Source organism: Bacillus sp. SLBN-46 (genome assembly GCF_031453555.1).
Classification (GTDB): Bacteria; Bacillota; Bacilli; order Bacillales; family Cytobacillaceae; genus Neobacillus.
In genome coordinates this window covers 3818117-3843344 of the sequence record NZ_JAVIZM010000001.1, presented here as the reverse complement: position 1 = coordinate 3843344, position 25228 = coordinate 3818117, and the positions used below count along the sequence as shown (strand labels likewise).

24 protein-coding genes, 1 pseudogene and 1 other annotated feature are annotated in these 25228 nt (G+C 39.6%); all 25 genes and pseudogenes read left to right on the top strand.

Annotation, left to right across the window (positions count from 1 at the left end; genetic code table 11):
* Positions 1–30: 30 nt before the first annotated feature.
* Positions 31–1164, top strand: a complete 1134-nt coding sequence (gene ftsZ, locus QFZ87_RS19520; RefSeq protein WP_309865181.1) for a cell division protein FtsZ — start codon at positions 31–33, stop codon at positions 1162–1164.
* A 232-nt stretch (positions 1165–1396) separates the two neighbouring features.
* Positions 1397–2335 carry a sigma-E processing peptidase SpoIIGA gene (gene spoIIGA, locus QFZ87_RS19515; protein WP_309865179.1) on the top strand — a complete coding sequence of 313 codons (939 nt, stop codon included), beginning with the start codon at positions 1397–1399 and terminating at the stop codon, positions 2333–2335.
* Positions 2336–2379: 44 nt separating this feature from the next.
* The gene (gene sigE / locus QFZ87_RS19510) at positions 2380–3099 is read left to right on the top strand and encodes an RNA polymerase sporulation sigma factor SigE (protein WP_309865176.1); all 720 of its coding nucleotides are present in this window, start codon (positions 2380–2382) and stop codon (positions 3097–3099) included.
* A 158-nt stretch (positions 3100–3257) separates the two neighbouring features.
* Complete coding sequence (gene sigG, locus QFZ87_RS19505) at positions 3258–4037, top strand: RNA polymerase sporulation sigma factor SigG (RefSeq protein ID WP_040204876.1); 780 nt, start codon at positions 3258–3260, stop codon at positions 4035–4037.
* A 97-nt stretch (positions 4038–4134) separates the two neighbouring features.
* The gene (locus QFZ87_RS19500; protein WP_309865172.1) at positions 4135–4404 is read left to right on the top strand and encodes a YlmC/YmxH family sporulation protein; all 270 of its coding nucleotides are present in this window, start codon (positions 4135–4137) and stop codon (positions 4402–4404) included.
* A 69-nt stretch (positions 4405–4473) separates the two neighbouring features.
* Complete coding sequence (pgeF, locus tag QFZ87_RS19495; protein ID WP_309865170.1) at positions 4474–5304, top strand: peptidoglycan editing factor PgeF; 831 nt, start codon at positions 4474–4476, stop codon at positions 5302–5304.
* Positions 5301–5978 (top strand): YggS family pyridoxal phosphate-dependent enzyme, encoded by a 678-nt coding sequence (locus QFZ87_RS19490; protein ID WP_309865167.1) that lies wholly within the window; start codon positions 5301–5303, stop codon positions 5976–5978. Before pgeF ends, QFZ87_RS19490 begins: the two co-directional genes overlap by 4 nt.
* An 11-nt stretch (positions 5979–5989) precedes the next feature.
* The gene (locus QFZ87_RS19485; protein WP_309865164.1) at positions 5990–6445 is read left to right on the top strand and encodes a cell division protein SepF; all 456 of its coding nucleotides are present in this window, start codon (positions 5990–5992) and stop codon (positions 6443–6445) included.
* Positions 6446–6450: 5 nt separating this feature from the next.
* Positions 6451–6714 (top strand): YggT family protein, encoded by a 264-nt coding sequence (locus QFZ87_RS19480; protein ID WP_308080244.1) that lies wholly within the window; start codon positions 6451–6453, stop codon positions 6712–6714.
* Positions 6715–6742: 28 nt separating this feature from the next.
* The gene (locus QFZ87_RS19475; RefSeq protein ID WP_309865161.1) at positions 6743–7516 is read left to right on the top strand and encodes a YlmH family RNA-binding protein; all 774 of its coding nucleotides are present in this window, start codon (positions 6743–6745) and stop codon (positions 7514–7516) included.
* Between the two features lie 85 nt (positions 7517–7601).
* Positions 7602–8117: a DivIVA domain-containing protein gene (locus tag QFZ87_RS19470; RefSeq protein ID WP_309865159.1), complete on the top strand. Its 516-nt coding sequence runs from the start codon at positions 7602–7604 to the stop codon at positions 8115–8117.
* Positions 8118–8165: 48 nt separating this feature from the next.
* Positions 8166–8404, top strand: a binding site (T-box leader).
* 74 nt (positions 8405–8478) lie between these two features.
* Complete coding sequence (ileS, locus tag QFZ87_RS19465) at positions 8479–11250, top strand: isoleucine--tRNA ligase (RefSeq protein WP_309865157.1); 2772 nt, start codon at positions 8479–8481, stop codon at positions 11248–11250.
* Between the two features lie 158 nt (positions 11251–11408).
* Positions 11409–11705 carry a hypothetical protein gene (locus tag QFZ87_RS19460; protein ID WP_309865153.1) on the top strand — a complete coding sequence of 99 codons (297 nt, stop codon included), beginning with the start codon at positions 11409–11411 and terminating at the stop codon, positions 11703–11705.
* Between the two features lie 78 nt (positions 11706–11783).
* On the top strand, positions 11784–12275 hold the full coding sequence (gene lspA, locus QFZ87_RS19455) for a signal peptidase II (protein ID WP_309865151.1): 492 nt from the start codon (positions 11784–11786) through the stop codon (positions 12273–12275).
* Positions 12247–13158 (top strand): RluA family pseudouridine synthase, encoded by a 912-nt coding sequence (locus tag QFZ87_RS19450; RefSeq protein WP_309865149.1) that lies wholly within the window; start codon positions 12247–12249, stop codon positions 13156–13158. Before lspA ends, QFZ87_RS19450 begins: the two co-directional genes overlap by 29 nt.
* 181 nt (positions 13159–13339) lie before the next feature.
* On the top strand, positions 13340–13882 hold the full coding sequence (pyrR, locus tag QFZ87_RS19445) for a bifunctional pyr operon transcriptional regulator/uracil phosphoribosyltransferase PyrR (protein ID WP_308080237.1): 543 nt from the start codon (positions 13340–13342) through the stop codon (positions 13880–13882).
* A gap of 172 nt (positions 13883–14054) precedes the next feature.
* On the top strand, positions 14055–15365 hold the full coding sequence (locus QFZ87_RS19440; protein ID WP_309865146.1) for a solute carrier family 23 protein: 1311 nt from the start codon (positions 14055–14057) through the stop codon (positions 15363–15365).
* A gap of 342 nt (positions 15366–15707) precedes the next feature.
* On the top strand, positions 15708–16652 hold the full coding sequence (locus QFZ87_RS19435; RefSeq protein WP_309865143.1) for an aspartate carbamoyltransferase catalytic subunit: 945 nt from the start codon (positions 15708–15710) through the stop codon (positions 16650–16652).
* Positions 16612–17898: a dihydroorotase gene (locus tag QFZ87_RS19430; protein WP_309865140.1), complete on the top strand. Its 1287-nt coding sequence runs from the start codon at positions 16612–16614 to the stop codon at positions 17896–17898. The genes QFZ87_RS19435 and QFZ87_RS19430 overlap by 41 nt, the downstream gene beginning before the upstream one ends.
* On the top strand, positions 17895–18986 hold the full coding sequence (locus QFZ87_RS19425) for a carbamoyl phosphate synthase small subunit (protein WP_309865137.1): 1092 nt from the start codon (positions 17895–17897) through the stop codon (positions 18984–18986). The genes QFZ87_RS19430 and QFZ87_RS19425 overlap by 4 nt, the downstream gene beginning before the upstream one ends.
* On the top strand, positions 18979–22188 hold the full coding sequence (gene carB, locus QFZ87_RS19420; RefSeq protein ID WP_309865135.1) for a carbamoyl-phosphate synthase large subunit: 3210 nt from the start codon (positions 18979–18981) through the stop codon (positions 22186–22188). The genes QFZ87_RS19425 and carB overlap by 8 nt, the downstream gene beginning before the upstream one ends.
* Positions 22185–22958, top strand: coding sequence for a dihydroorotate dehydrogenase electron transfer subunit (locus tag QFZ87_RS19415; RefSeq protein ID WP_309865132.1), 774 nt, complete (start codon positions 22185–22187; stop codon positions 22956–22958). The genes carB and QFZ87_RS19415 overlap by 4 nt, the downstream gene beginning before the upstream one ends.
* On the top strand, positions 22955–23896 hold the full coding sequence (locus QFZ87_RS19410; RefSeq protein WP_309865129.1) for a dihydroorotate dehydrogenase: 942 nt from the start codon (positions 22955–22957) through the stop codon (positions 23894–23896). Before QFZ87_RS19415 ends, QFZ87_RS19410 begins: the two co-directional genes overlap by 4 nt.
* Positions 23868–24587, top strand: a pseudogene (gene pyrF, locus QFZ87_RS19405) (orotidine-5'-phosphate decarboxylase). Before QFZ87_RS19410 ends, pyrF begins: the two are co-directional and overlap by 29 nt.
* Entirely contained in the window at positions 24584–25216 is a 633-nt protein-coding gene (pyrE, locus tag QFZ87_RS19400; RefSeq protein ID WP_309865127.1) for an orotate phosphoribosyltransferase, read from the top strand. Before pyrF ends, pyrE begins: the two are co-directional and overlap by 4 nt.
* Positions 25217–25228: the final 12 nt, after the last annotated feature.

Here is a 25228-nt window from a genome sequence, read left to right as displayed (position 1 = left end):
AAGATAATCGGCGAATTAGGAGGATTTGTCATGTTAGAATTTGATACAAATTTAGATTCTCTTGCAACAATAAAAGTTATCGGAGTTGGCGGCGGTGGAAATAACGCGGTAAACCGAATGATTGAGCATGGCGTTCAAGGTGTTGAATTTATCGCAGTAAACACTGATGCACAAGCCTTAAACCTTTCCAAAGCTGAAGTCAAAATGCAGATTGGTGCGAAGTTGACTCGTGGTCTTGGAGCAGGTGCTAATCCAGAGGTTGGTAAAAAGGCCGCAGAAGAAAGTAAGGAACAATTAGAAGAAGCACTTAGAGGTGCTGATATGGTGTTTGTTACTGCTGGTATGGGTGGCGGTACAGGTACTGGTGCAGCACCAGTTATTGCTCAAATCGCTCGTGACCTTGGTGCGTTAACAGTCGGTGTTGTTACACGTCCATTTACTTTTGAAGGAAAAAAACGTTCAAACCAGGCTTCTGGTGGAATTGGTTCAATGAAAGAAGCGGTTGATACATTAATCGTCATTCCAAATGACCGTCTTCTTGAAATTGTTGATAAAAGTACTCCAATGCTTGAAGCTTTCCGCGAGGCAGACAATGTTCTTCGTCAAGGGGTTCAAGGTATTTCTGATTTGATCGCTGTTCCTGGATTAATCAATTTAGACTTCGCTGACGTAAAAACGATTATGTCAAATAAAGGTTCTGCCTTAATGGGAATTGGTGTCTCTGCAGGAGAAAACCGTGCAGCAGAGGCAGCAAAGAAAGCAATCAGCTCACCTTTATTAGAAACCTCTATTGATGGGGCTCAGGGCGTTCTAATGAATATAACTGGTGGAACCAACTTAAGTCTTTATGAGGTACAAGAGGCTGCTGATATTGTTGCAACAGCATCTGACCAAGAAGTGAATATGATTTTCGGTTCAGTAATTAATGAAAACTTGAAAGATGAGATTATTGTAACTGTCATTGCCACTGGTTTTAACGAAGAAGGTTCACAACCAAAAGTAACACGTCCATCCTTTGGACAAGCTAAACCTGCTGTAGGAACTGTTAAGAGAGAGCACAAACGTGAAGAAGCTCCACAAGAACCAGCCCGTAATACGAATGTAGCCCAAGAGGAAACATTAGATATTCCGACATTCCTAAGAAACCGTAACCGTAGAAGATAATCTGAAGCGGAAGAACTATAAAAAACTATTAAAAGCATGGTCCAAACTCGGACCATGCTTTTTTTGTTAAGGTAATCACGCTTATAATGTGACAAAATCCGTAGGGAATAGTGGAAATTTCTGTTTTTTTGATTACAGAAAGTGACACACTTCAGCCATACAAGTACGTTATACTTTTTCGTAAACAGATAGATTACTCACCTTTTGATAGCTGATAAAGGAGGAAGCTTTGTTGACTGTTTATTTAGATGTAATTTGGGCTCTTAATTTGTTCTTTGACAGTCTTCTCCTTTACTTAACTGCTATATTTCTGAAACGAAGAATACATCTCTGGAGGATACTTGCAGGAGGATTTATTGGTTCGTTGATTATTTTATTGGCGTTTACACCTTTAAATGTCTATTCAGGGCATCCAATTTCCAAATTGATTTGTTCCGTTTTTATGGTGTTAATCGCATTTGGATACAAGCGAATGAAATTTTTCCTTAAGGCATTAATGACTCTTTATGTTTCTACGTTTTTAATTGGTGGGGCCTTAACAGGAGCCCATTATTTTATTCAATATGATTCTGAATTAACTACGAAGGTGCTGATGTCGAGTGTAAAGGGTTTTGGTGATCCCGTAAGTTGGCTTTTTGTTCTAATAGGTTTTCCAATCGCCTGGCATTTCTCAAAGAAGAATGTTGAGAGTATGGAAATGACCAAAATACAATTTGATCAAATAGTCAATGTAAGGTTGAAAATCGAGAACATCAGCTTAGTATGTAAGGGATTAGTGGATAGTGGAAATCAATTGTATGACCCACTGTCTAAGCTTCCAGTTATGTTTGTATCAATCAAAAATCAACTAGATGCCCTTCCTGAATCAATTAGAAAAATAACTCTTGATCCTGAACAACTGATTATGGGTATGGAGGAGTTTCCTACCGAATGGCAAAATCGAATGCGAATTATCCCTTTTAGTGTAGTTGGACAAGAACATCAGCTTATTCTTGCACTTAAACCCGATTCCATATTATTCGAGCAAAATGGTGCGCAATATTCTTGTGAGAAAGGTCTTGTATCTTTTACCACACAGCAGCTATCTCCTGATGATGCTTTTCAGTGTATTGTTCACCCAAAAATGCTGACAGGGGTAAAACAGTCCGAGGAATCAGTGAAAGTAAGTTAATATTACTATACTCAGAAAAACATAATTTAGAAGGAGGAACATGCATGAAAAAATGGAGACTTCGCTTATCCTACTACTGGTATAAAATCTTAATAAAATTGGGCTTGAAAACGGATGAAGTTTTTTATATTGGCGGAAGCGAAGCATTGCCGCCTCCTTTAAGTAAAGATGAAGAAGAAATGTTATTAAGTAAACTTCCTGGTGGAGATAAGGCAGCCAGATCTATGCTAATTGAAAGGAATCTCCGTCTAGTTGTTTATATCGCAAGGAAATTTGAAAATACTGGTATAAATATCGAAGACCTAATTAGTATCGGAACGATTGGTTTAATTAAAGCGGTTAATACCTTTAACCCAGAGAAAAAGATTAAACTTGCTACATACGCTTCAAGATGTATTGAAAATGAAATACTCATGTACTTACGTAGAAATAATAAAATCAGGTCTGAAGTATCCTTTGATGAGCCATTAAACATTGATTGGGATGGAAACGAATTATTATTATCTGATGTTCTTGGAACAGATGAAGACATTATTACGAAGGATTTAGAAGCGAATGTAGATAGAAAATTGCTTACTAAAGCATTACATCAGCTTTCTGATAGGGAAAAGCAAATTATGGAGCTGCGTTTTGGCCTAACGAACGGTGAAGAAAAAACCCAAAAAGATGTTGCAGATATGCTAGGGATTTCACAATCCTACATCTCACGATTGGAAAAAAGAATTATTAAAAGATTGAGAAAAGAATTCAATAAAATGGTTTGAAATAAAATTTTTTCAAGTAAAAAAACCCTAGAATTTCCTGTTTAAATTGCAATTTTCGACAAATATGCACATGTCCGGGCTCATGGACATGTGCATATTTTTCCTTCTCAAGGAGATACTGTTTTTTGTACAGCAACTCCTGTGAGGAGGGAAAAGGATTGACTCGAAATAAAGTTGAAATTTGCGGTGTAGATACATCTAAACTTCCTGTGTTAAAGAACGAAGAAATGAGAATACTCTTCAAGCAAATGCAAGAGGGCGATATTAGCGCCAGAGAAAAGCTTGTTAACGGAAACTTACGGCTCGTATTAAGTGTTATTCAACGATTTAATAACCGTGGCGAGTTTGTTGACGACTTGTTTCAGGTTGGCTGTATTGGACTAATGAAATCAATCGATAACTTTGATTTAGGTCAAAATGTAAAGTTTTCCACTTATGCCGTACCAATGATTATTGGTGAAATACGAAGGTACTTACGTGATAATAACCCAATTCGTGTATCTCGTTCCTTAAGAGACATTGCCTATAAGGCACTTCAGGTTAGGGAACGATTAATGAGCGAAACCTCACGTGAACCAACTGCAGAAGAAATCGCAAAGGTCTTAGAAGTCCCACATGAAGAAATTGTATTCGCCTTGGATGCTATTCAAGATCCTGTATCCTTGTTTGAGCCAATATATAATGATGGCGGCGATCCAATCTATGTAATGGACCAGTTAAGCGATGAAAAAAATAAAGATATTCATTGGATTGAAGAAATAGCCTTAAAAGAAGGTATGCGCCGTTTAAACGAACGTGAAAAACTAATTTTACGAAAGCGCTTTTTTCAAGGAAAAACGCAAATGGAAGTTGCTGATGAGATAGGGATTTCCCAAGCGCAGGTTTCACGTTTAGAGAAAGCTGCCATTCGACAAATGAATAAGAATATTCAAAGTTAAAGCTGTCCTTAGGGGGCAGCTTTATTTTTACTTTTTAAAATAAAATCACCCATGTACACATATATTCTTTATAGTAATAAAACTGGGAGTGGTGTATGTGGTCAAGATTTCCGAATTCCAGATAAAAGATGTTGTAAATGTATCAGATGGCAAAAGGCTTGGTAATATTGGTGATATTGAGATTAATCTAACGACCGGTAAAATTGAAGCTGTTGTGATTTCCGGCAGTGGAAGGGTACTCGGTTTTTTTGGGAAAGATGAAGATATTGTTATTCCGTGGAGAAATATTATTAAAATTGGTCAGGACGTTATTTTGGTTCGATATAAAGGAATAGAAGAAAAGATAGCGGAAGAAACAGAGGTTTGACCTTATGGTTTTGCGGTGACCAATTTTTCTTTTCATGGTAAACTAAAGAAAAACATTTGAGGTATTGTAATGGAACCCTTTGTTTTAAAAAATCAATCCTATTTAACAATTGATAGCTGGATTCAGCAATTTCCTGGACTGAAAGCAGGGATTACAACAAAACTCGGGGGAACGAGCGGAAGCTATTTCGAATCGCTCAACCTTGGCTTTCATGTGGGTGATGATGTTAACGACGTATGCAAAAATAGACATATAGTAGCTGAACAATTAGAGTTCCCTCTAGACAATTGGGTGGGTGCAGAACAAACACATGACATTATTCTTAGGAAGATTTCTAAAGCTGACCGTGGTAAGGGCTCCAATTCCTATGAACATTCCTTTAAAGGCACGGATGGTTTTTATACAAATGAAGAGGGCATTCTGTTAACTCTTTGCTTTGCTGACTGTGTCCCTCTTTTTTTTATTGCTCCTGAACAGAGGATGATTGGTACCGCTCATGCTGGTTGGAAAGGGACAGTTGGCCAAATTGCTAAAGAGATGATTACAGCTTGGGGCAAAGAAGGGATCAAGCCTGAACAGATTTTTGTTGCAATAGGCCCATCTATTTGTGAAAAATGTTATATTGTAGATGAACGAATTATTAAGCTAGTAGAAAATACACTAGATGGCAGGAAAAGTTTACCCTATAATTTAGTGTCAGAAGGGCAGTTTTCCTTAGATTTACGCGAAGTAAACAGGCAAATCCTTTTGACATCAGGTGTTCCGGATAGAAATATTCTTCTTACGAGGTATTGCACTAGTTGTAATCAGGAGGAGTTTTTCTCTCACCGCCGTGACCAAGGAAAAACAGGCAGAATGTTAAGCTTTATTGGTTGGAAGGAGACAGCAGATCGTTTATGAGAGTAGCAGATAATTTAATTCAAATTCAACAGCAAATAAATGAGGCATGCATAAAAGGAAACCGGAATCCTGATGATGTGAAATTAATTGCAGTAACTAAATATGTAAGTATCGAACGTGCGCAAGAGGCGCTAGAAGCAGGTGTGAAACATCTAGGTGAAAATCGTGATGAAGGCCTGCTTGCTAAATGGGAAGTAATAAAGGACAAGCCCAGCTGGCATTTTATTGGGTCTTTACAAAAGAGAAAAGTAAAAAACATAATTGATAAAGTGGAATATATTCATTCCTTAGACCGATTATCACTAGCAGAAGAAATCAACAAAAGAGCGAAACAAAAGATAAAATGTCTAGTTCAGGTAAATATTTCTGGAGAAGATTCTAAACACGGACTAACTTCAGAAGAAGCCATTGTTTTTATTGAGTCACTTCGTCCATATGAAAATATCAGTGTCGAAGGTCTAATGACAATGGCCCCATTCACGAAAGAGGAACATGTCATCCGTGATTGTTTTCGCAAACTAAGAGAACTTCGCGATCAAGTACAAGCTTTACATTTATCTTTTGCACCTTGTATAGAGCTATCAATGGGAATGTCCAATGATTTTCAGATAGCAATTGAAGAGGGAGCAACAATGGTTAGAATAGGAACAGCACTTGTCGGTGAAGAAGGTTAGGAGAGAAAAAAATGACGATTAAATCAAAACTTAAAACATTTTTCTTTTTAGATGACGGATATGATGATAACGATGACGAGTATGTTGAAAAAGAGGAGCCTAAAAAACAAAAGCAACAACAGCATGTAAAATCCCAAAACGTGGTTAGCCTGCAAAGTGTTCAAAAAACGGTCACTCCTACAAAGGGCTCTAAGGTAATTTTATTGGAACCACGTACATACTCTGAGTCCACTGAAATTGCTGACCATTTAAAAAGTAGGCGTGCTGTTGTAGTCAATTTACAGCGGATTGATAATGAACAGGGTCGACAAATTATTGATTTTCTAAGTGGAGTTGTATACGCCATTGGTGGGGACATCCAAAAAATTGGCATGAGTATTTTTTTATGTACACCTGATAATGTAGAAGTTTCAGGGAATATTTCTGACCTTATACAGGACCCAGATAACCAAAGTGCGAGGTGGTAAGGTAAATGGCAGTAGTTTTTGGTCTTTTACAACAAATAATTCAACTCTATTCATGGGCATTAATCATTTACATCTTAATGTCTTGGTTTCCAAATGCAAGAGAGACAAGTATAGGACGAATATTAGCGAGAATTTGTGAACCGTATCTTGAACCCTTTAGGAAAATTATCCCACCAATTGGTATGATGGATATCTCTCCCATCGTTGCATTTCTAGTGCTAAACTTTGCTACCAAAGGGCTACATAGTGTTTATCTGTGGCTTGTTTAAACTTTGATACTAGGTTGTGTTTTTATAAATGAACATTTATCAGCATTTTCGACCAGAAGAACGGGACTTTATTGACCAAGTAGTACATTGGAAAGACCAGGTCGAATCACAGTACGCCCCTAAGCTGACCGATTTCCTCGACCCAAGGGAACAACATATTCTGAAGCTTTTAATTGGTGAAAATAATGATGTGAAGGTTCAGCTTTTTGGTGGAAGTCTTGAAGGTGAGCGGAAAAGAGCATTCATCTACCCAGATTACTTGACGGTTATGGATGAGGATTTTCAAATAAGCCTTTTTGAGGTCCATTATCCAACCAAGTTTGTCACTCTTGAACACAGACAGGTCTTGGGGACACTTATGTCTTTAGGACTTAAGCGGGGAAAATTTGGAGACATTCTCGTGAAGGATGGCCAGGTTCAATTTTTTGCTGCGAAGGAAATAAGTTCGTATATTCAAACTAATATTGAATCCATTGGCAAGGCTGGAGTAAGATTAGTTGAAACAGCTATCGACAATCAGATCTCAGCGGATAAGTTATGGGAAGAAAATGATCTAACTGTATCTTCTTTGCGACTGGATACGGTAATTTCTGGTATTTATCATCTATCAAGGCAAAAATCGCAAACCTTTATACAGCAAGGGCTTGTAAAGGTGAATTGGACACTTACTGAAAATCCTTCTTTTGAATGTGAAGAAGGTGATATTATTTCAGTCCGTGGATATGGTAGGTCGAAAATTATCAGGATAGAGGGAAAGACCAAAAAAGATAAATGGCGAATTATTGTCGGAAAGCAAAAATAATTCAATTTTAAAGCAGGAATTTCGAAAAACATGTCGAATATTTGCTAATACATATAGATGTACAGATTGTATGGAGGTGGCATCAATGCCGTTAACGCCGTTAGATATTCATAATAAAGAGTTTAATAAAGGGTTTCGCGGATATGACGAAGATGAAGTAAATGAATTTCTGGATCAGGTCATTAAGGATTATGAATTAGTCCTAAGAGAGAAAAAGGAAATGGAAGAACGCTTAAATGAAATGAAAGACCGTCTTGCCCATTTTGTGAACATAGAAGAAACCTTAAACAAGTCTATTGTTATTGCCCAAGAAGCGGGTGAAGAAGTTAAGCGCAATGCTCAAAAGGAAGCAAAGCTAATCATTAAAGAGGCTGAAAAAAATGCGGATCGAATTGTCAATGAGTCCCTTTCTAAAGCTAGAAAAATTGCGCTTGAAATCGAGGATTTAAAGAAACAATCAAAGGTTTTCCGTACTCGTTTTAAAATGTTGATTGAGGCACAGCTTGATATGTTGAATACGGATGATTGGGATCATTTATTAGAGTATGAAGTAGATGCAACAGAATTAAAAATTCATCAAGAAGAAGATTCATTAGCTTGACGGATTCGGATTTATTAGCATATAATTTTTAGATAGTTGTATAGATTGGCAATGACGATGAAAGGGACAGTACGATTTTTCATTGGCTTAGATAGCGAGTCGGGGATGGTGTAAGCCCGGTAAGGCTGAAAAATTGGAAGATCACCCTTGAGTTCCGGACCGAACCCCTTTAGTTGGGCAGTAGGCTCAGGCGTGTTATTCACGTTACGAATGCTTAAGAGGATAGTACGTAACGGTATTATCTATCAGGGTGGTACCGCGGGAATAAAAACCTTCTCGTCCCTATTTTGGGATGAGAGGGTTTTTTTATTTGTCTATTGGCTATTCTGTTATATGAAGAGGATATCAGGAGGAAGAAAAAATGGAATATAAAGATACGTTATTAATGCCGCAAACTGAGTTTCCAATGCGGGGCAATCTTCCCCAAAGAGAGCCTGAAATCCAGGCTAAATGGGAAGAAATGAAGATTTATCAGCAAGTGCAGGAACGGACAAAAGGCCGTCCAATGTTTGTATTACATGATGGACCTCCGTATGCTAACGGCGATATTCATATGGGCCATGCACTTAATAAAATTTTAAAAGATATGATTGTTCGTTATAAATCAATGAGCGGTTATCATGCTCCTTACGTACCTGGTTGGGATACACATGGCCTCCCAATCGAGCAGGCATTAACAAATAAAGGTGTAAAGCGGAAAGAAATGACGGTAGCAGAATTTCGTCAGCTATGTACTAAATATGCACTTGAGCAGGTTGATAATCAGCGTACACAATTTAAGCGTCTTGGTGTTCGTGGTGATTGGGAAAATCCATATATTACTTTAAAACCTGAATACGAAGCACAACAAATTAAAGTATTTGGTGAAATGGCGAAAAAAGGCTATATTTACAAAGGCAAAAAGCCAGTTTACTGGTCACCATCTAGTGAATCAGCCTTAGCTGAAGCGGAAATTGAATATCAAGATAAACGTTCAGCTTCTATTTATGTTGGTTTTAAGGTGAAGGACGGCAAGGGTGTCCTTGATACTGATACGCAAATCATCATTTGGACTACAACGCCGTGGACTATTCCTGCAAACCTGGGGATTTCTGTTCATCCTGACCTAACCTATGTGATTGTATCTGCAAATGGAAGTAAGTACCTTGTTGCTGAAGCACTTTTAGAAGCAGTAACAAAAGAAATCGGCTGGGAAGATACTACAGTTGTTCAAAAAGTGAAGGGTGCTGAATTAGAATATATTGTCGCAGCACACCCATTATATGACCGTGATTCGTTAGTGATGTTGGGTGAACACGTAACCACTGATGCAGGTACTGGCTGTGTTCATACCGCGCCTGGACATGGGGAAGATGACTTTTATGTTGGTCAGAAATATGGATTAGATGTTCTTTGTCCTGTAGATGACAAAGGTGTGATGACAAGTGAGGCACCGGGTTTCGAAGGCTTATTTTATGATACTGCTAATAAGCCGATTGCACAGGCTTTAGAAGAAGCAGGTGCACTGTTGAAATTATCATTTATCACTCACTCGTATCCACATGATTGGAGAACAAAGAAACCAGTAATTTTCCGTGCTACTGCCCAATGGTTCGCTTCTATTAAAGACTTCCGTGAAGATTTGTTAGAAGCAGTTAAGGAAACGAAATGGGTTCCTGCTTGGGGCGAGACACGACTGTTTAATATGGTTCGTGACCGTGGTGACTGGTGTATTTCTCGTCAGCGCGTTTGGGGTGTACCAATTCCAGTTTTCTATGCGGAAAATGGTGAAGAGATTATTACTGACGAAACGATTAATCATGTATCTGAATTATTCCGCGCACATGGATCTAATATTTGGTTCGAAAAAGAAGCGAAGGAATTACTTCCGGAAGGCTTTACTCACCCAGGAAGCCCGAATGGAATCTTTACTAAAGAAACTGATATTATGGATGTTTGGTTTGATTCTGGTTCTTCCCATCAAGCGGTTCTTCTAGAAAGAGAAGATTTAGTCCGCCCAGCAGACCTTTATTTAGAAGGATCTGACCAATACCGTGGCTGGTTTAACTCATCCCTATCCACTGCAGTTGCTGTATCTGGCAAAGCTCCATATAAAGGAGTCTTGAGCCATGGTTTCGCGCTTGATGGTGAAGGTAGAAAAATGAGTAAATCAATAGGTAATGTGGTTGTACCTGCGAAGGTTATGAATCAGTTAGGAGCAGATATTTTACGACTATGGGTTGCCTCTGTTGATTATCAGGCAGATGTTCGTGTTTCCGATGCGATTCTTAAGCAGGTTGCTGAGGTATATCGTAAAATTCGTAATACCTTCCGTTTTTTACTTGGAAACTTAGCCGACTTTAATCCATCAACAGATGCTGTTGCCTACGAAAACCTGCGTGAAGTTGACCAATTTATGCTTGTTAAATTAAATAAGCTAATTAAATATGTTCGCCAAGCTTATGAAAACTATGAGTTTGCAGGCATTTATCATGCTGTAAATAATTTCTGTACTTTAGACTTAAGTGCATTCTACCTAGACTTTGCAAAGGATGTCCTTTATATTGAAGCAGCAGATAATCATGAACGCAGAGCCATTCAAACGGTATTATACGAGTCACTGCTTGCGCTAACAAAATTAGTATCACCTATTCTCTCTCATACAGCAGATGAAGTGTGGAAATTCATCCCTGCAGTCGAAGAAGAAAGTGTTCAATTGACCGATCTTCCAGAGTATAAGGAACTTGCAGGTGCGAAAGCTTTAGAGGAAAAATGGACGGCATTTATGAAGCTTCGTGATGATGTCTTAAAAGCACTAGAAGAAGCTAGAAATCAAAAAGTAATTGGTAAGTCATTAACAGCAAAAATTACCTTATATGTTAATGATAAATCAAAGGCACTGTTAGATTCGATTGAAGAAAACATGAAGCAATTGTTTATTGTTTCTGGTTTTGAAGTGGCTGGAACTTATGAGGAAGCCCCTGAAAATGCCCTTAAGCTTGAGGGAGCAGCTATTGTTGTAACAAAAGCTGAGGGAGAAACATGTGAGCGATGCTGGATTGTAACACCTGAAGTAGGTCAGGATCAAGAGCATAAAACCCTTTGCCCACGATGTGCAGAAGTAGTAAAAGAAAACTATACACACTTAGCTTAATAAAAAATGAAGGCCCCATGCAGAAATGCAGGGGGCTTTTTACTATTATTTAAATTTTCCCTTTTTCGTTAATTGTTGTTGCCGTTGTCAAATGTTTTCCGGGGTCATTTGTAGGTTGAGGGAAATAATAAAACAAATGATTCACGGAGGTAACAACTATGAATGCAACGCAGGAAAAGCTGTTTTTAGAACTCCGTCAAACAAGAAAAGAAATCGAACATTCACTAAGGAACAAGAAGAGGCAGGAGTGGTTAACATCCATTCTAGAAGAAGAACTAGCTGACATTAACACAGCTATTCACAAATTTGAAGCTGGAAATTTTGGTCATTGTGAAATTTCAGGTGAACTCATCCCTGATGATTTATTATCCATGATACCTACACTAAAGTCGCTGGAGGATTCACACTATTTGCAAACGTATTATAAAAAATCAATTTCAACCTCTTTTTTATGAGGTTACATTGTCGTTTCGCGAAAAAGTATGCTAAAATGCTTAAGAAGTAAGTCAGTTTAGGCTTGGGGGTATTTCTTAGTGTTTTATTACTTAATCGCACTTTTTGTTATTTTATTAGATCAAATTACAAAATGGTTAATAGTAAGCAAAATGAACTTAGGTGACAGTATTCCTATCATTGATAATATTTTGTATATTACGTCACACCGTAATCGTGGTGCTGCCTGGGGAATTTTACAGGGGCAAATGTGGTTATTTTATGTTATTACAATTATTGTCATTGTCGCGATCATGTATTACATGCAGAAAGCAGCAAAAGGAAAATGGTTATTGGGTGTATCCTTAGCCTTAATGTTAGGCGGAGCAATCGGAAATTTCATTGACCGGGTTGTTCGCAAAGAAGTGGTGGACTTTATTCACACCTACATCTTTACCTACAATTTTCCAGTGTTTAATATTGCTGACTCGGCTTTAGTCATTGGTGTCGTTGTATTAATGATTCAGATGCTGCGTGAAGAGAGAGAATCAAAGGAGAAATTACATGGAGAAAATGGAACACACCATTCTTGATGAGCAAAAAGGTGACCGTATAGATAAGGTTATTTCAAGCCTCAATGATGAATGGTCAAGATCGCAAGTTCAGATATGGATTAAAGATGGGAATGTCCTCGTCAATGGGCAAACCATTAAAACTAATTATAAATGCAGTCTTAACGATCGGATTGAAATTTCTATTCCTGACCCAGAAGAGTTGGATGTCCTGCCAGAGGATCTAGGGTTAGATATTTTTTACGAAGATAGTGATGTATTAGTTGTTAATAAGCCAAGAGGCATGGTGGTTCACCCTGCACCTGGACATTTGACAGGAACATTAGTAAATGGTTTAATGTTTCACTGTAAGGATTTGTCAGGAATTAACGGTGTTCTAAGACCTGGAATTGTTCATCGAATTGATAAAGATACCTCAGGTCTTTTAATGGTTGCTAAAAATGATATGGCTCATGAAAGTCTTGTCAATCAGCTGGTTGAAAAGACGGTTACTCGTAAATATAAAGCGATTGTACATGGTGTGATTCCGCACGACTTTGGTACCATTGATGCCCCGCTAGGCAGAGATCCTAAAGAGCGCCAAAGTATGACGGTTGTTGATAAAGGAAAGCATGCAGTTACACATTTTCATGTAATTGAACGGTTTAAGGACTTTACCTTTGTGGAATGTCAATTAGAAACAGGTAGAACTCATCAAATTCGTGTTCATATGAAATATATTGGTTATCCACTTGCCGGTGATCCAAAATATGGACCGAAAAGAACGCTTGATATAGACGGACAAGCTCTACATGCTGGTATTCTTGGATTTACACATCCTAGAACAAACGAGTATTTAGAATTTGAAGCCCCGCTTCCTGAAGATTTTGAGCAACTTCTTGTGAATTTACGAAATAAACATTGACGCAAGTATGAAAATCAAGTAAGATGACTATAGTTAAATAAGCCCTTTAATTCGGTCCCGTGAGGCTGAGAAGGAACGGTTAATGATGTAGGCTTACTATGCCTATATCTAAGAAAGTAACTCGTCAACCTCTCGCCAAAACCGGTGAGAGGTTTTTTATTTTAATAAAAGAAGGTGTCACATGAATCAAAAAGCAATTGTTCTAGATGAACAAGCAATAGGGAGAGCACTAACAAGGATTGCACACCAAATTATTGAAAAAAACAAAGGTATCGAAGAATGTATCCTTGTAGGGATCCGTACAAGAGGCATTTACTTAGCTAAAAGACTTGCTTCAAGAATTGAAGAAATCGAAGGCAATCCGATTCCAGTTGGTGAGATCGATATCACCCTTTATCGAGATGATTTATCGAAGAAAACCGAAAATCAAGAACCACTTGTTAAAGGCTCTGATATACCGGTTAATATTAGTGATAAGAAAGTCATACTAGTAGATGATGTTTTATATACTGGCAGAACCGTAAGAGCGGGTCTAGATGCTTTGATGGACATTGGACGTCCCGGAGCCATTCAGCTTGCGGTGTTAGTAGATAGGGGACATCGTGAACTTCCCATTCGAGCAGATTATGTTGGGAAGAATGTTCCAACATCAAGCGAGGAAAAGATTGTAGTTGAATTAGCAGAAGTAGATAAGATAGATCAAGTAAGCATTTTTGACAAATAAATAGCACCCTTTTTAAAGGCAGTCCTGTGAGGCTGACAAAGGGGAAAATGCCGGTAACCATTTTATTTCGGCATATCCATACCCTCTTTGTACCCGCAGTGGCAAAGAGGGTTTTTTTTATGCCAAAAGGTAGACAATAAATATAATCGATATAAAAATAGGGGAGAAAAAAATGAACAACAAACCAATCCTAGACGTAAAAGATATTCCAAAACCTACCCAATGGCTTACATTAAGCCTACAGCACTTATTTGCAATGTTTGGGGCAACCATTTTAGTACCTTACCTTGTAGGTTTAAGCCCAGCTATAGCATTAATCTCAAGTGGACTTGGGACATTAGCTTTTTTACTTATCACAAAAATGCAAGTCCCAGCTTACCTTGGATCTTCATTTGCCTTTATCGCACCAGTGATTGCAGCAAAAGCTGCTGGTGGACCAGGAGCAGCTATGGTGGGGACATTTCTGGCAGGCCTAGTATATGGAATCGTTGCCTTGGTTATTAGTAAGGCGGGTCACCGCTGGATTATGAATTTACTTCCGCCAATCGTGGTTGGTCCAGTAATTATCGTAATTGGATTAGCACTTTCAGGAACAGCTGTTGGAATGGCAATGAATAACCCTACTGGAAAGTACAGCATGCTTCATTTCTCTGCAGCACTTGTTACCTTAGCAGCAACGATTATCTTTTCGATATACGCTAAAAAAATGTTTAGTATTATTCCAATATTAGCAGGTATCATTGTGGGATATATATACGCTTTAATAATAGGGATTGTGGATTTTTCACCAGTCTTGAAAGCACATTGGTTTGAGAAGCCAGATTTTATGATTCCATTTGTAAGTTATAAGGTGAAATTCACTTGGGATTTAGTAGCACTGATGGTACCTGTAGCGGTTGTTACTTTGTCAGAACATATCGGTCATCAGCTTGTCCTAAGTAAAGTGGTTGGACGTGACTACATTAAGGAACCAGGACTTCATCGTTCCATTCTAGGCGATGGAACAGCGACGATCATCTCAGCTCTAATTGGTGGACCTCCAAAGACAACCTATGGTGAAAACATTGGTGTTCTTGCAATAACGAGGGTTTACAGTGTGTATGTTATTGCCGGAGCAGCAGTGCTGGCCATCATCTTCGGATTTATTGGAAAAGTGACTGCATTAATAAGTACAATCCCAACTCCAGTTATGGGAGGCGTATCCATCCTTCTGTTTGGAATTATCGCGTCTTCAGGATTAAGGATGCTAGTAGACAGTAAAATTGATTTCGGTGATAAACGTAACCTAGTGATTTCTTCCGTCATATTAGTTTTAGGAATTGGAGGAGCAATAGTCAAACTGCCTTTTAATATTCAAATTCAAGGGATGGCTTTAGCGGCAATCATTGGTGTGTTGCTAAACCTCATTCTTCCAGGAAAACAACCAGTTGAAGAAAATATGTTTGAAGAAACAGAATCTGTAAAGAACAAGAAAACTGCATAAATAACAACCTTTTAAAGGAAGTCCTGAGAGGCTTATAAGGGTGTATAACTTAAAAACCAAGCTGATTTACCTTGGTTACTAAGTATGGACGTTACTACACTCTAATTATAAGATTAGGGTGTTTTTTTAAGGCTGTGTTAAAGAACAGTGTTGATTTTTACACCCTGTTGATTGGAGCGGAAGGCACGAAGACTCCTGTGGGAGTATGGTTCAGGTGAGACCCCGCAGGCGCTTGCGCCGAGGAGGCTCACCGAAACACCCACGGAAAGCGAAGTGCCTGGAGCGGAAATCAACAGGCAAGTTTAACAGAGCCTTTATTAAAAATGAGAGGCGGGATCTTGAATGTTAAATCACTTGATAACCACTAATGAATTAAAGGTGGAGGAGATTAATCAAATCTTAACAGATGCTCATAATTTTAAAGCCGGAATGAAGTGGCAACCAAAAGAGCAAATGTTTACTGCCAACTTATTTTTTGAAGCAAGCACACGGACAAAAAGCAGTTTTGAGGTAGCTGAAAGAAGGTTGGGTTTAGGGGTAATCCCGTTTGAAGTACTGACCTCTAGTGTTCAAAAAGGGGAAACACTTTACGATACAGTGAAGACATTAGAGGCTATCGGCGTAAATACGATTGTCATCCGTCATGATCAAGATCGTTACTTTGATGAACTGGTAGGAAAAGTTAACATACCCATCATCAATGGTGGTGACGGGTGCGGGCATCATCCTACACAATCACTTCTCGATTTGATGACTATTCAGCAAGAGTTTGGCCGATTTAAGGGATTAAAAATTGCCATTATAGGAGACATCCGTCATAGCAGAGTGGCCAGGTCCAATGCCGAGGTACTAACAAGGCTTGGAGCAGAGGTGATTTTTTCTGGACCGGAGGAATGGTTTGATTACCGTAGTGTGGATATATCCAGATATAGACCAGTGGACAAAGCAATAAAAGAAGCAGATGTTGTTATGCTACTGCGGGTTCAACATGAGCGGCATCAACAAAAAAGCAGCTATACTGCAAACGAGTACCATAAACAATATGGCCTTACCTTAGAAAGGGAAAAGATGATGAACTCGCAAAGTATCATCATGCATCCTGCACCTGTTAATAGGAATGTAGAAATAGCTGATAGTCTTGTAGAATGCAAGCGTTCAAGAATTTTTAAACAAATGGAAAATGGAGTATATATCCGAATGGCGGTTATCAAAAGGGCAATTGAGAGTCTTGAAGGAGGAAACAGATATGAAACTACTTATTCAAAACGCATGCTACATAGCATTTAATGGAGAGAAAAAACAAGCCGATATACTGATAGAAAACGGAACCATTACAAAAATTGATTCAACTATTGATGCTATGGTGGATAGAAAAGTAGATGCAGCAGGAAAGCTAGTGTCACCAGGGTTTGTTGACTTACATGTTCATCTTCGTGAGCCTGGCGGTGAAAAAAAGGAAACAATTGCAACTGGTACGCTCGCTGCAGCAAAAGGTGGTTTTACCACCATTGCTGCCATGCCAAATACGAGACCGGTGCCTGACACCAAAGAACAGCTGGAATGGCTCCAAGGCCGAATTCAAGAGACTGCTAAGGTAAGAGTGTTGCCATACGCATCAATTACAACTAGACAACTTGGCCAGGAACTTACGGATTTTGAAGCACTAAAAAAAGCAGGTGCTTTCGCCTTTACGGATGATGGAGTAGGTGTTCAGTCAGCAGAAATGATGCTTGCCGCCATGAAAAATGCTCGTGAGGTAAAAATGGCGATTGTCGCCCATTGTGAAGAGAATACACTGATTAACAAAGGTTCTGTTCATGAAGGATCATTTTCAGAAAAACACGGTTTAAACGGTATTCCTTCTGTGTGCGAGTCTGTACAGATTGCCCGGGATGTCTTATTAGCGGAAGCCAGTGGCTGCCATTATCATGTCTGTCATATTAGTACAAAAGAATCTGTGCGTGTGGTAAGAGATGCAAAACGAGCTGGTATTAAAGTCACTGCGGAAGTAACACCGCATCACCTATTATTATCACAAGATGATATTCCGGGGCTTGATGCTAATTATAAAATGAACCCGCCGCTTCGGGACAACGCAGACAGGAAGGCTTTAATTGAAGGACTGCTTGATGGAACAATTGATTTTATAGCAACCGATCATGCCCCGCATACAGCGGAGGAAAAAAGTGAGGGAATGATGTTAGCACCATTCGGTATTGTTGGATTAGAAACGGCGTTTCCGCTTCTTTATACAAACCTTGTGCTAAAGAAGATCATTTCACTTGAGCAACTGATTGAATTCTTAACAATAAAGCCTGCGGAAGCATTTGGTCTTCCGTATGGAAAAATAGAAGTTGGATCACCTGGAGATCTAGTCCTAATCAACTTAGATGAGGAACAAGTGATTAACCCTAAAGAATTTTTATCAAAGGGTAAAAATACGCCATTTGCTGGTTGGAAATGTAAGGGATGGCCGGAGATGACAATCGCAGGAGGCCAAATAGCTTGGGAAAAAGGATGTGTACTAGCATGAAAAAGCAGCTGATATTAGAAGACGGAACGATATTTATTGGAAAAGGGTTTGGCAGTGATACAGAAACCATTGGGGAAGTGGTATTTAATACAGGTATGACTGGCTATCAAGAAATTCTTTCGGACCCATCCTACTGTGGACAAATTGTTACCCTTACGTATCCGCTTATAGGCAATTATGGGATTAATCGGGACGACTTCGAATCAATCAACCCAGCTGTGAAGGGCTTCATTGTTAAAGAATCTGCTGATTTTCCCTCCAATTGGAGAAGTGAATTTACCTTAGCTGAGTATTTTGAAATGAAAAAAATCCCGGGGATTGCAGGGATTGATACAAGGAAGTTAACAAGAATAATCCGTCAATATGGAACCTTGAAAGGTGTCATCTGTAGTATAGAAAAAAATCCAGAGGAAGTATTAAAAAAATTACGAAGCACCGTACTTCCAATCAACCAAGTTAAGCAGGTATCAACTAAAAATGCTTATCCGAGTCCAGCACGTGGGAAAAGAGTAGTCCTTGTAGACTTTGGAATGAAGCATGGAATATTACGAGAGCTAAACCAGCGTGACTGTGATGTGGTTGTAGTTCCTTATCATACAACCGCTGATGAAATTCTTCAATTACGCCCAGATGGAATTATGCTGTCCAATGGACCTGGGGATCCGAAAGATGTTCCTGAAGCTATTGATATGTTAAAAGGTGTTTTAGGTAAGGTTCCTCTTTTTGGAATTTGTCTAGGTCATCAACTATTTGCTCTAGCGTGCGGAGCCAATACGGAAAAAATGAAGTTTGGTCATCGAGGTTCAAATCACCCTGTGAAAGATTTATCTACTGGAAAAATTGCGATTACGTCACAAAATCATGGATATACGGTTGAAGAAGGTTCAATTAAAGACACAAGACTAGCAATCACCCATATAGCGATTAATGATGGTACGGTAGAAGGACTAAAACATTTAGATTACCCCGCCTTTACTGTCCAGTACCATCCCGAGGCCTCACCAGGACCTGAAGATGCCAACGGCTTATTTAATCAATTTCTTGCAATGATGGAAGAGAACAAACAGGAGGTTACAGCAAATGCCTAAACGTAAAGATATTAACTCCATTCTAGTAATTGGTTCAGGACCAATCGTCATTGGTCAAGCTGCCGAATTTGATTATGCAGGCACTCAAGCATGTATCGCTTTAAAGGAAGAAGGCTACCGTGTCATTCTAGTAAACTCTAATCCTGCCACAATTATGACGGACACAGAAATTGCAGACGCAGTTTATATTGAACCATTGACAGTAGAGTTTGTCAGCCGAATTATTCGTAAGGAACGTCCGGATGCTCTTTTAGCTACACTTGGAGGGCAAACAGGTCTTAACCTTGCCGTTGAATTAGCAACATCAGGTGTTCTAGCTGAATGCGAAGTTGAAATACTAGGAACCAAACTTTCAGCCATTAAACAAGCAGAAGACCGAGATCTCTTCCGAAGCTTAATGAATGAATTAAATGAACCGGTACCAGATAGTGAAATTATTCATGAATTAGCCGAAGCAAAGGCTTTTGTGGAAGAGATTGGCTTCCCTGTCATTGTTCGCCCGGCTTATACCCTTGGAGGAACGGGAGGCGGCATCTGTCATAATCCTGAAGAATTAGAGGAAATTGTCTCAAGCGGATTAAAGCACAGTCCTGTTAATCAATGCCTGCTAGAAAAAAGTATCGCTGGCTTTAAGGAAATTGAATACGAAGTCATGCGCGATGGAAATGACAATGCAATTGTCGTTTGTAACATGGAAAATATTGACCCGGTTGGAGTACATACCGGTGATTCCATTGTTGTAGCCCCAAGTCAGACGCTAAGTGATCGAGAATATCAGCTGTTACGAAATGTTTCTCTAAAAATCATTCGAAAGTTAGGGATTGAAGGGGGCTGTAACGTTCAGCTTGCTTTAGATCCAGATAGCTTTAACTATTATATTATCGAAGTAAATCCACGTGTTAGCCGTTCTTCGGCTCTAGCCTCAAAAGCTACTGGCTATCCGATTGCAAAGCTTGCTGCAAAAATTGCTGTTGGCTTAACACTCGATGAAATGTTGAACCCTGTTACGGGGAAAACCTACGCCAGCTTTGAACCGGCACTTGATTATATCGTGACGAAAATACCAAGGTGGCCGTTTGATAAATTTGAATCAGGTAATCGCTCATTGGGAACCCAAATGAAAGCAACAGGAGAGATTATGGCAATAGGCCGTACGTTTGAAGAATCCCTGTTGAAGGCCATTCGTTCCCTTGAGGCAGGCGTGTACCATTTCGAATTAAACGGTGCAGAGGAAATTGATAATGATTTACTCGAGAAACGGATACGTAAAGCAGGCGATGAACGGCTTTTTTACATCGCAGAAGGGCTAAAACGTGGAATTACCATTGAAACTATCCATCAATGGAGTAAGATAGATTTATTTTTCCTAAAGAAAATGGAAGGGATCATTGAACTAGAAAGACAGCTTGCAACGAATCCACTAGATCAAGAAATTCTAATTGAAGCAAAACAAAAAGGCTTTACGGATAAAAAAATAGCTGAGCTATGGAATTTGACTGAGAGAGATATTAATAACCTGCGGAAGAGTAGTGGTATTGTCCCTGTATACAAAATGGTTGATACCTGTGCTGCAGAATTTGAATCGGAAACCCCGTATTACTATGGAACATACGAAGAGGAAAACGAGTCGGTGGTTACAGATAGAAAAAGTGTGATTGTTCTCGGTTCTGGACCCATTCGTATTGGTCAAGGGATTGAGTTTGACTATGCAACGGTTCATTCCGTTAAGGCCATTAAAGAAGCCGGATATGAAGCGATCATCATTAATAACAACCCTGAAACGGTATCCACAGATTTTAGTATATCGGATAAGCTTTACTTTGAACCGCTTACGATTGAAGATGTCATGAGCATTATTGAGTTAGAAAAACCTATTGGAGTTGTGGTTCAATTTGGTGGTCAAACAGCCATCAATCTTGCAGCTAAGCTTACTGAAAACGGTGTGAAAATTCTCGGAACAAGTCTTGAGGATTTAGACCGTGCAGAAAATAGAGATAAATTTGAACAAGCACTTGAAAAGCTAAATATTCCACAGCCATTAGGAAAAACGGCATTATCAGTGGAAGATGCACTAGTGATTGCAAACGATATCGGGTATCCCGTTCTAGTCCGACCATCCTATGTTCTTGGCGGTAGAGCAATGGAAATAGTCTATCATGAAAAAGAATTGCTTCATTACATGAAAAACGCAGTAAAGGTAAATCCAGAACATCCAGTCTTGATTGACCGCTATTTAACCGGAAAAGAAATTGAAGTGGATGCCATCTGTGATGGGGAAAATGTATTGATACCTGGAATCATGGAACATATCGAGCGAGCCGGGGTCCATTCTGGTGACTCGATTGCAGTGTATCCGCCTCAAACACTATCTGAAGATGTGAAGAAAACACTTGTTGAATACACAGTAAAAATGGCAAAAGGCTTAAACATCGTGGGATTGTTAAATATTCAATATGTATTGTCACAAGGTCAAGTCTATGTACTCGAAGTCAACCCGCGATCCAGTCGTACAGTGCCATTTTTAAGTAAAATCACTCAAGTTCCAATGGCAAAGATTGCAACAAAAGCTATTTTAGGAGTTTCATTGACAGATCAGGGCTATACTCCAGGACTTGTTCCAGAAAAAACAGGTGTGTATGTTAAGGTTCCGGTTTTCTCATTTGCCAAGTTGAAAAGCGTGGATATCACCTTAGGACCGGAGATGAAATCAACAGGTGAGGTAATGGGTAAGGACATAACGCTTGAAAAAGCTCTATACAAGGGATTGATTGCTTCAGGCATGAACATTCAAAAGTTCGGTACTGTATTGTTTACTGTTGCTGATAAAGATAAACAAGAAGCATTAAAGCTTGCCAAGCGTTTTGCTTCAAACGGATATCGTTTAATGGCAACAAGCGGTACGGCTACCGTTTTAGAGTCAGCAGGATTACAGGTGAAAGTGGTTGGGAAAATTGGTTCAGAAGGAAAAACACTATTAGATGTCATCCATCATGGAGAAGCACAATTCATCATCAACACACTGACAAAAGGGAAGCAGCCGGAACGAGATGGATTCAGAATTCGCCGTGAAGCGGTTGAGAATGGAGTTCCTTGCTTAACCTCACTAGATACAGCGGATGCAATCCTAAAGGTGATTGAATCAATGAATTTTTCAGCAGAAGCAATGGCTGTGGAAGAGAAAAAGGAGGCCGTTTTTGCATGATTAGAAAAGAATTATGCAAAATCGTCAGCCAAGATGAAATTGCCCAAGATATTTATGAGCTTGTGGTCGAAGCAGAATTGGTTAATGAAATAACCGAACCTGGTCAATTTGTTCATACTCGAGTCTCAAACAGCTGGGACCCATCTTTACGGAGACCAATCAGCATTTCTTCCTACGATAAAAAAAGCAAACAATTGACCATGATTTACCGAAAAGAAGGAAAAGGAACTTCACTACTTGCGAAGATGAAACCTGGGATGGACCTTGATATTCTTGGACCGTTAGGAAATGGTTTCCCGGTTGATAAAGTGGATGCAGGAGAAACAGCACTATTAGTTGGCGGCGGGATTGGTGTCCCGCCTCTATATGAGCTGTCCAACCAATTGAAGGCTAAAGGAGTAAATGTCATTCATATCCTCGGCTTCCAAACAGAATCTGCTGTTTTTTACGAAAATGAATTTATGAAAAATGGAGAAATAATTGTGACAACAGTTGACGGTACGTATGGTAGGAAAGGGTTTGTCACTGATGTGATGAAAGAACTAACCTTTGACTCAATCTATACCTGCGGACCGACCCCTATGCTAAGGGCTATTCAACAAAATTATCAACATAAGAAACTATTTCTATCATTAGAAGAGCGGATGGGTTGTGGAGTCGGAGCTTGCTTTGCCTGTGTTTGCAAAAAGGCGGATGATCCACAAGGAGTTTCATATAAGAAGGTTTGCAGCGATGGTCCTGTATTTCGTGCCGGGGAGGTTGTCATATGAGTCGATTAAACATAGAATTACCAGGCTTAACATTGAAAAATCCTATAATGCCAGCATCCGGCTGCTTTGGATTTGGCAGGGAGTACAGTCAGTTCTACGATTTGAGTGAACTTGGGGCTATCATGATTAAAGCGACTACAACTGAACCTAGATTTGGGAATCCTACTCCTAGAGTGGCTGAAACCTCTGCTGGGATGCTAAATGCAATCGGGCTTCAAAATCCGGGTTTAGAAAAAGTTATGTCCGAGGAACTGCCCTGGCTTTCTCAGTATAATGTGCCGATTATTGCGAATGTGGCAGGCTCGGTAGAAGAAGATTATGTAAAAGTAGCGAAAGAAATTTCGAAAGCTCCCAATGTTTATGCATTAGAACTAAATATTTCGTGTCCAAATGTGAAAACAGGAGGCATTGCATTTGGGACGATTCCTGAAGTGGCTAAACAGTTAACCAAAAAGGTAAAGGAAGTTTCAGAGGTTCCAGTATATGTAAAGCTGTCGCCCAATGTGACCAATATCGTGGAGATGGCTCAAGCTGTTGAGAATGGTGGAGCTGATGGCCTAACCATGATTAATACCTTAATTGGGATGAGATTGGATTTAAAAACAGGCAAACCGATCTTAGCTAATCAAACGGGGGGCTTATCAGGTCCCGCGATTAAACCAGTTGCCATTCGGATGATTCACGAGGTTAGTCAATCCGTATCCATTCCCATTATCGGGATGGGAGGGATTCAATCTGCCGAAGATGTAATTGAATTCTTTTATGCTGGAGCAAGTGCGGTAGCTATTGGTACAGCGAATTTCGTAGATCCATTTGTTTGTCCAACGATTATAAAGGAACTGCCAGACCTATTAGATAAATTAGGTTTCGAACACATTAGTGAATGTAGGGGAAGGAGCTGGATGAGGCATGAACAACTCGCTTATCATCGCGCTTGATTTTTCTCAAACAAGCAAGAGGTAGAACAATTTTTACAGCCTTTCAGTGGGAAAGAGTTATTTGTAAAAATAGGGATGGAATTGTTTTACCAGGAAGGTCCTTCCATGATTGCATTTTTGAAAGAAAAAGGACATCGTATTTTTCTAGATTTAAAGCTTCATGATATTCCAAATACAGTGAAAAGCGCGATGAAAGGCCTTGCTCGACTGGAATGCGATTTAGTCAATGTTCATGCAGCGGGAGGCAAGGAAATGATGGAGGCCGCATTAGAAGGGCTGGAGGCAGGGACAGCTGCAGGACGCACTCGACCAGCTTGTATTGCCGTGACGCAGTTGACAAGTACCTCTCAGGAACAAATGAACAGAGAACAGCTGATTCCTGTCACGTTAAAGGAATCAGTGCTTCATTACGCAGCAGTAACGAAAGAAGCAGGACTCGATGGGGTTGTTTGTTCAGCCTGGGAAGCAGCTGCTATTCGTGAAAAGCTAGGCTCAGATTTCTACACCCGTGACACCAGGAATTCGTATGGTAACAGATGAGGTAGGCGATCAAAAACGAGTTGCCACCCCAACATTTGCAAAGATTGCAGGGGTAAGCTCCATTGTTGTGGGACGTTCTATTACAAGGGCCGTTGACCCGCTAGCAAGTTATGAGCTTTGGATGCAAGAATGGAAGGGAGTAAGATTATGAAACATGATATCGCTGAAAAACTATTAGAAATAAATGCAGTTGCACTAAAACCACAAACTCCATTCACTTGGACATCTGGACTTCGGTCCCCCATTTATTGTGATAATCGGTTAACACTGTCCTTCCCAGCCGTAAGGAAAGACATTGCCTTAGGGTTGAAAAAGCTCATTCTTGAACACTTTCCTGATGCAGAAGTAATTGCGGGAACAGCTACTGCAGGAATCCCTCATGCTGCATGGGTCAGTGACCTTTTGGAATTACCAATGTGCTACGTTCGTTCCAAGCCAAAGGGACATGGGAAAGGGAATCAAATTGAAGGAAAAGTAGAAGAAGGACAAAAAGTAGTTGTAGTTGAGGATTTGATATCCACAGGAGGGAGCGTAATCACGGCTGTTCAGGCTTTACGGGAAGCTGGCTGTGAGGTGATCGGAGTGGTATCTATCTTTACCTATGGACTTGAAAAAGGAAAAGAAGCCTTTTTATTGGCAGGGATTAAAAGTGAATCTTTAACTGATTTTCCTATTTTAATAGAGGTTGCGGTCGAAAAAGGCTATGTTAACGGAACCGACCAAGCCAGCCTCCTTGATTGGAGAAAAGACCCTTCATCATGGAGCAAGAGGTTTGAATAAGATGAAGAGAAA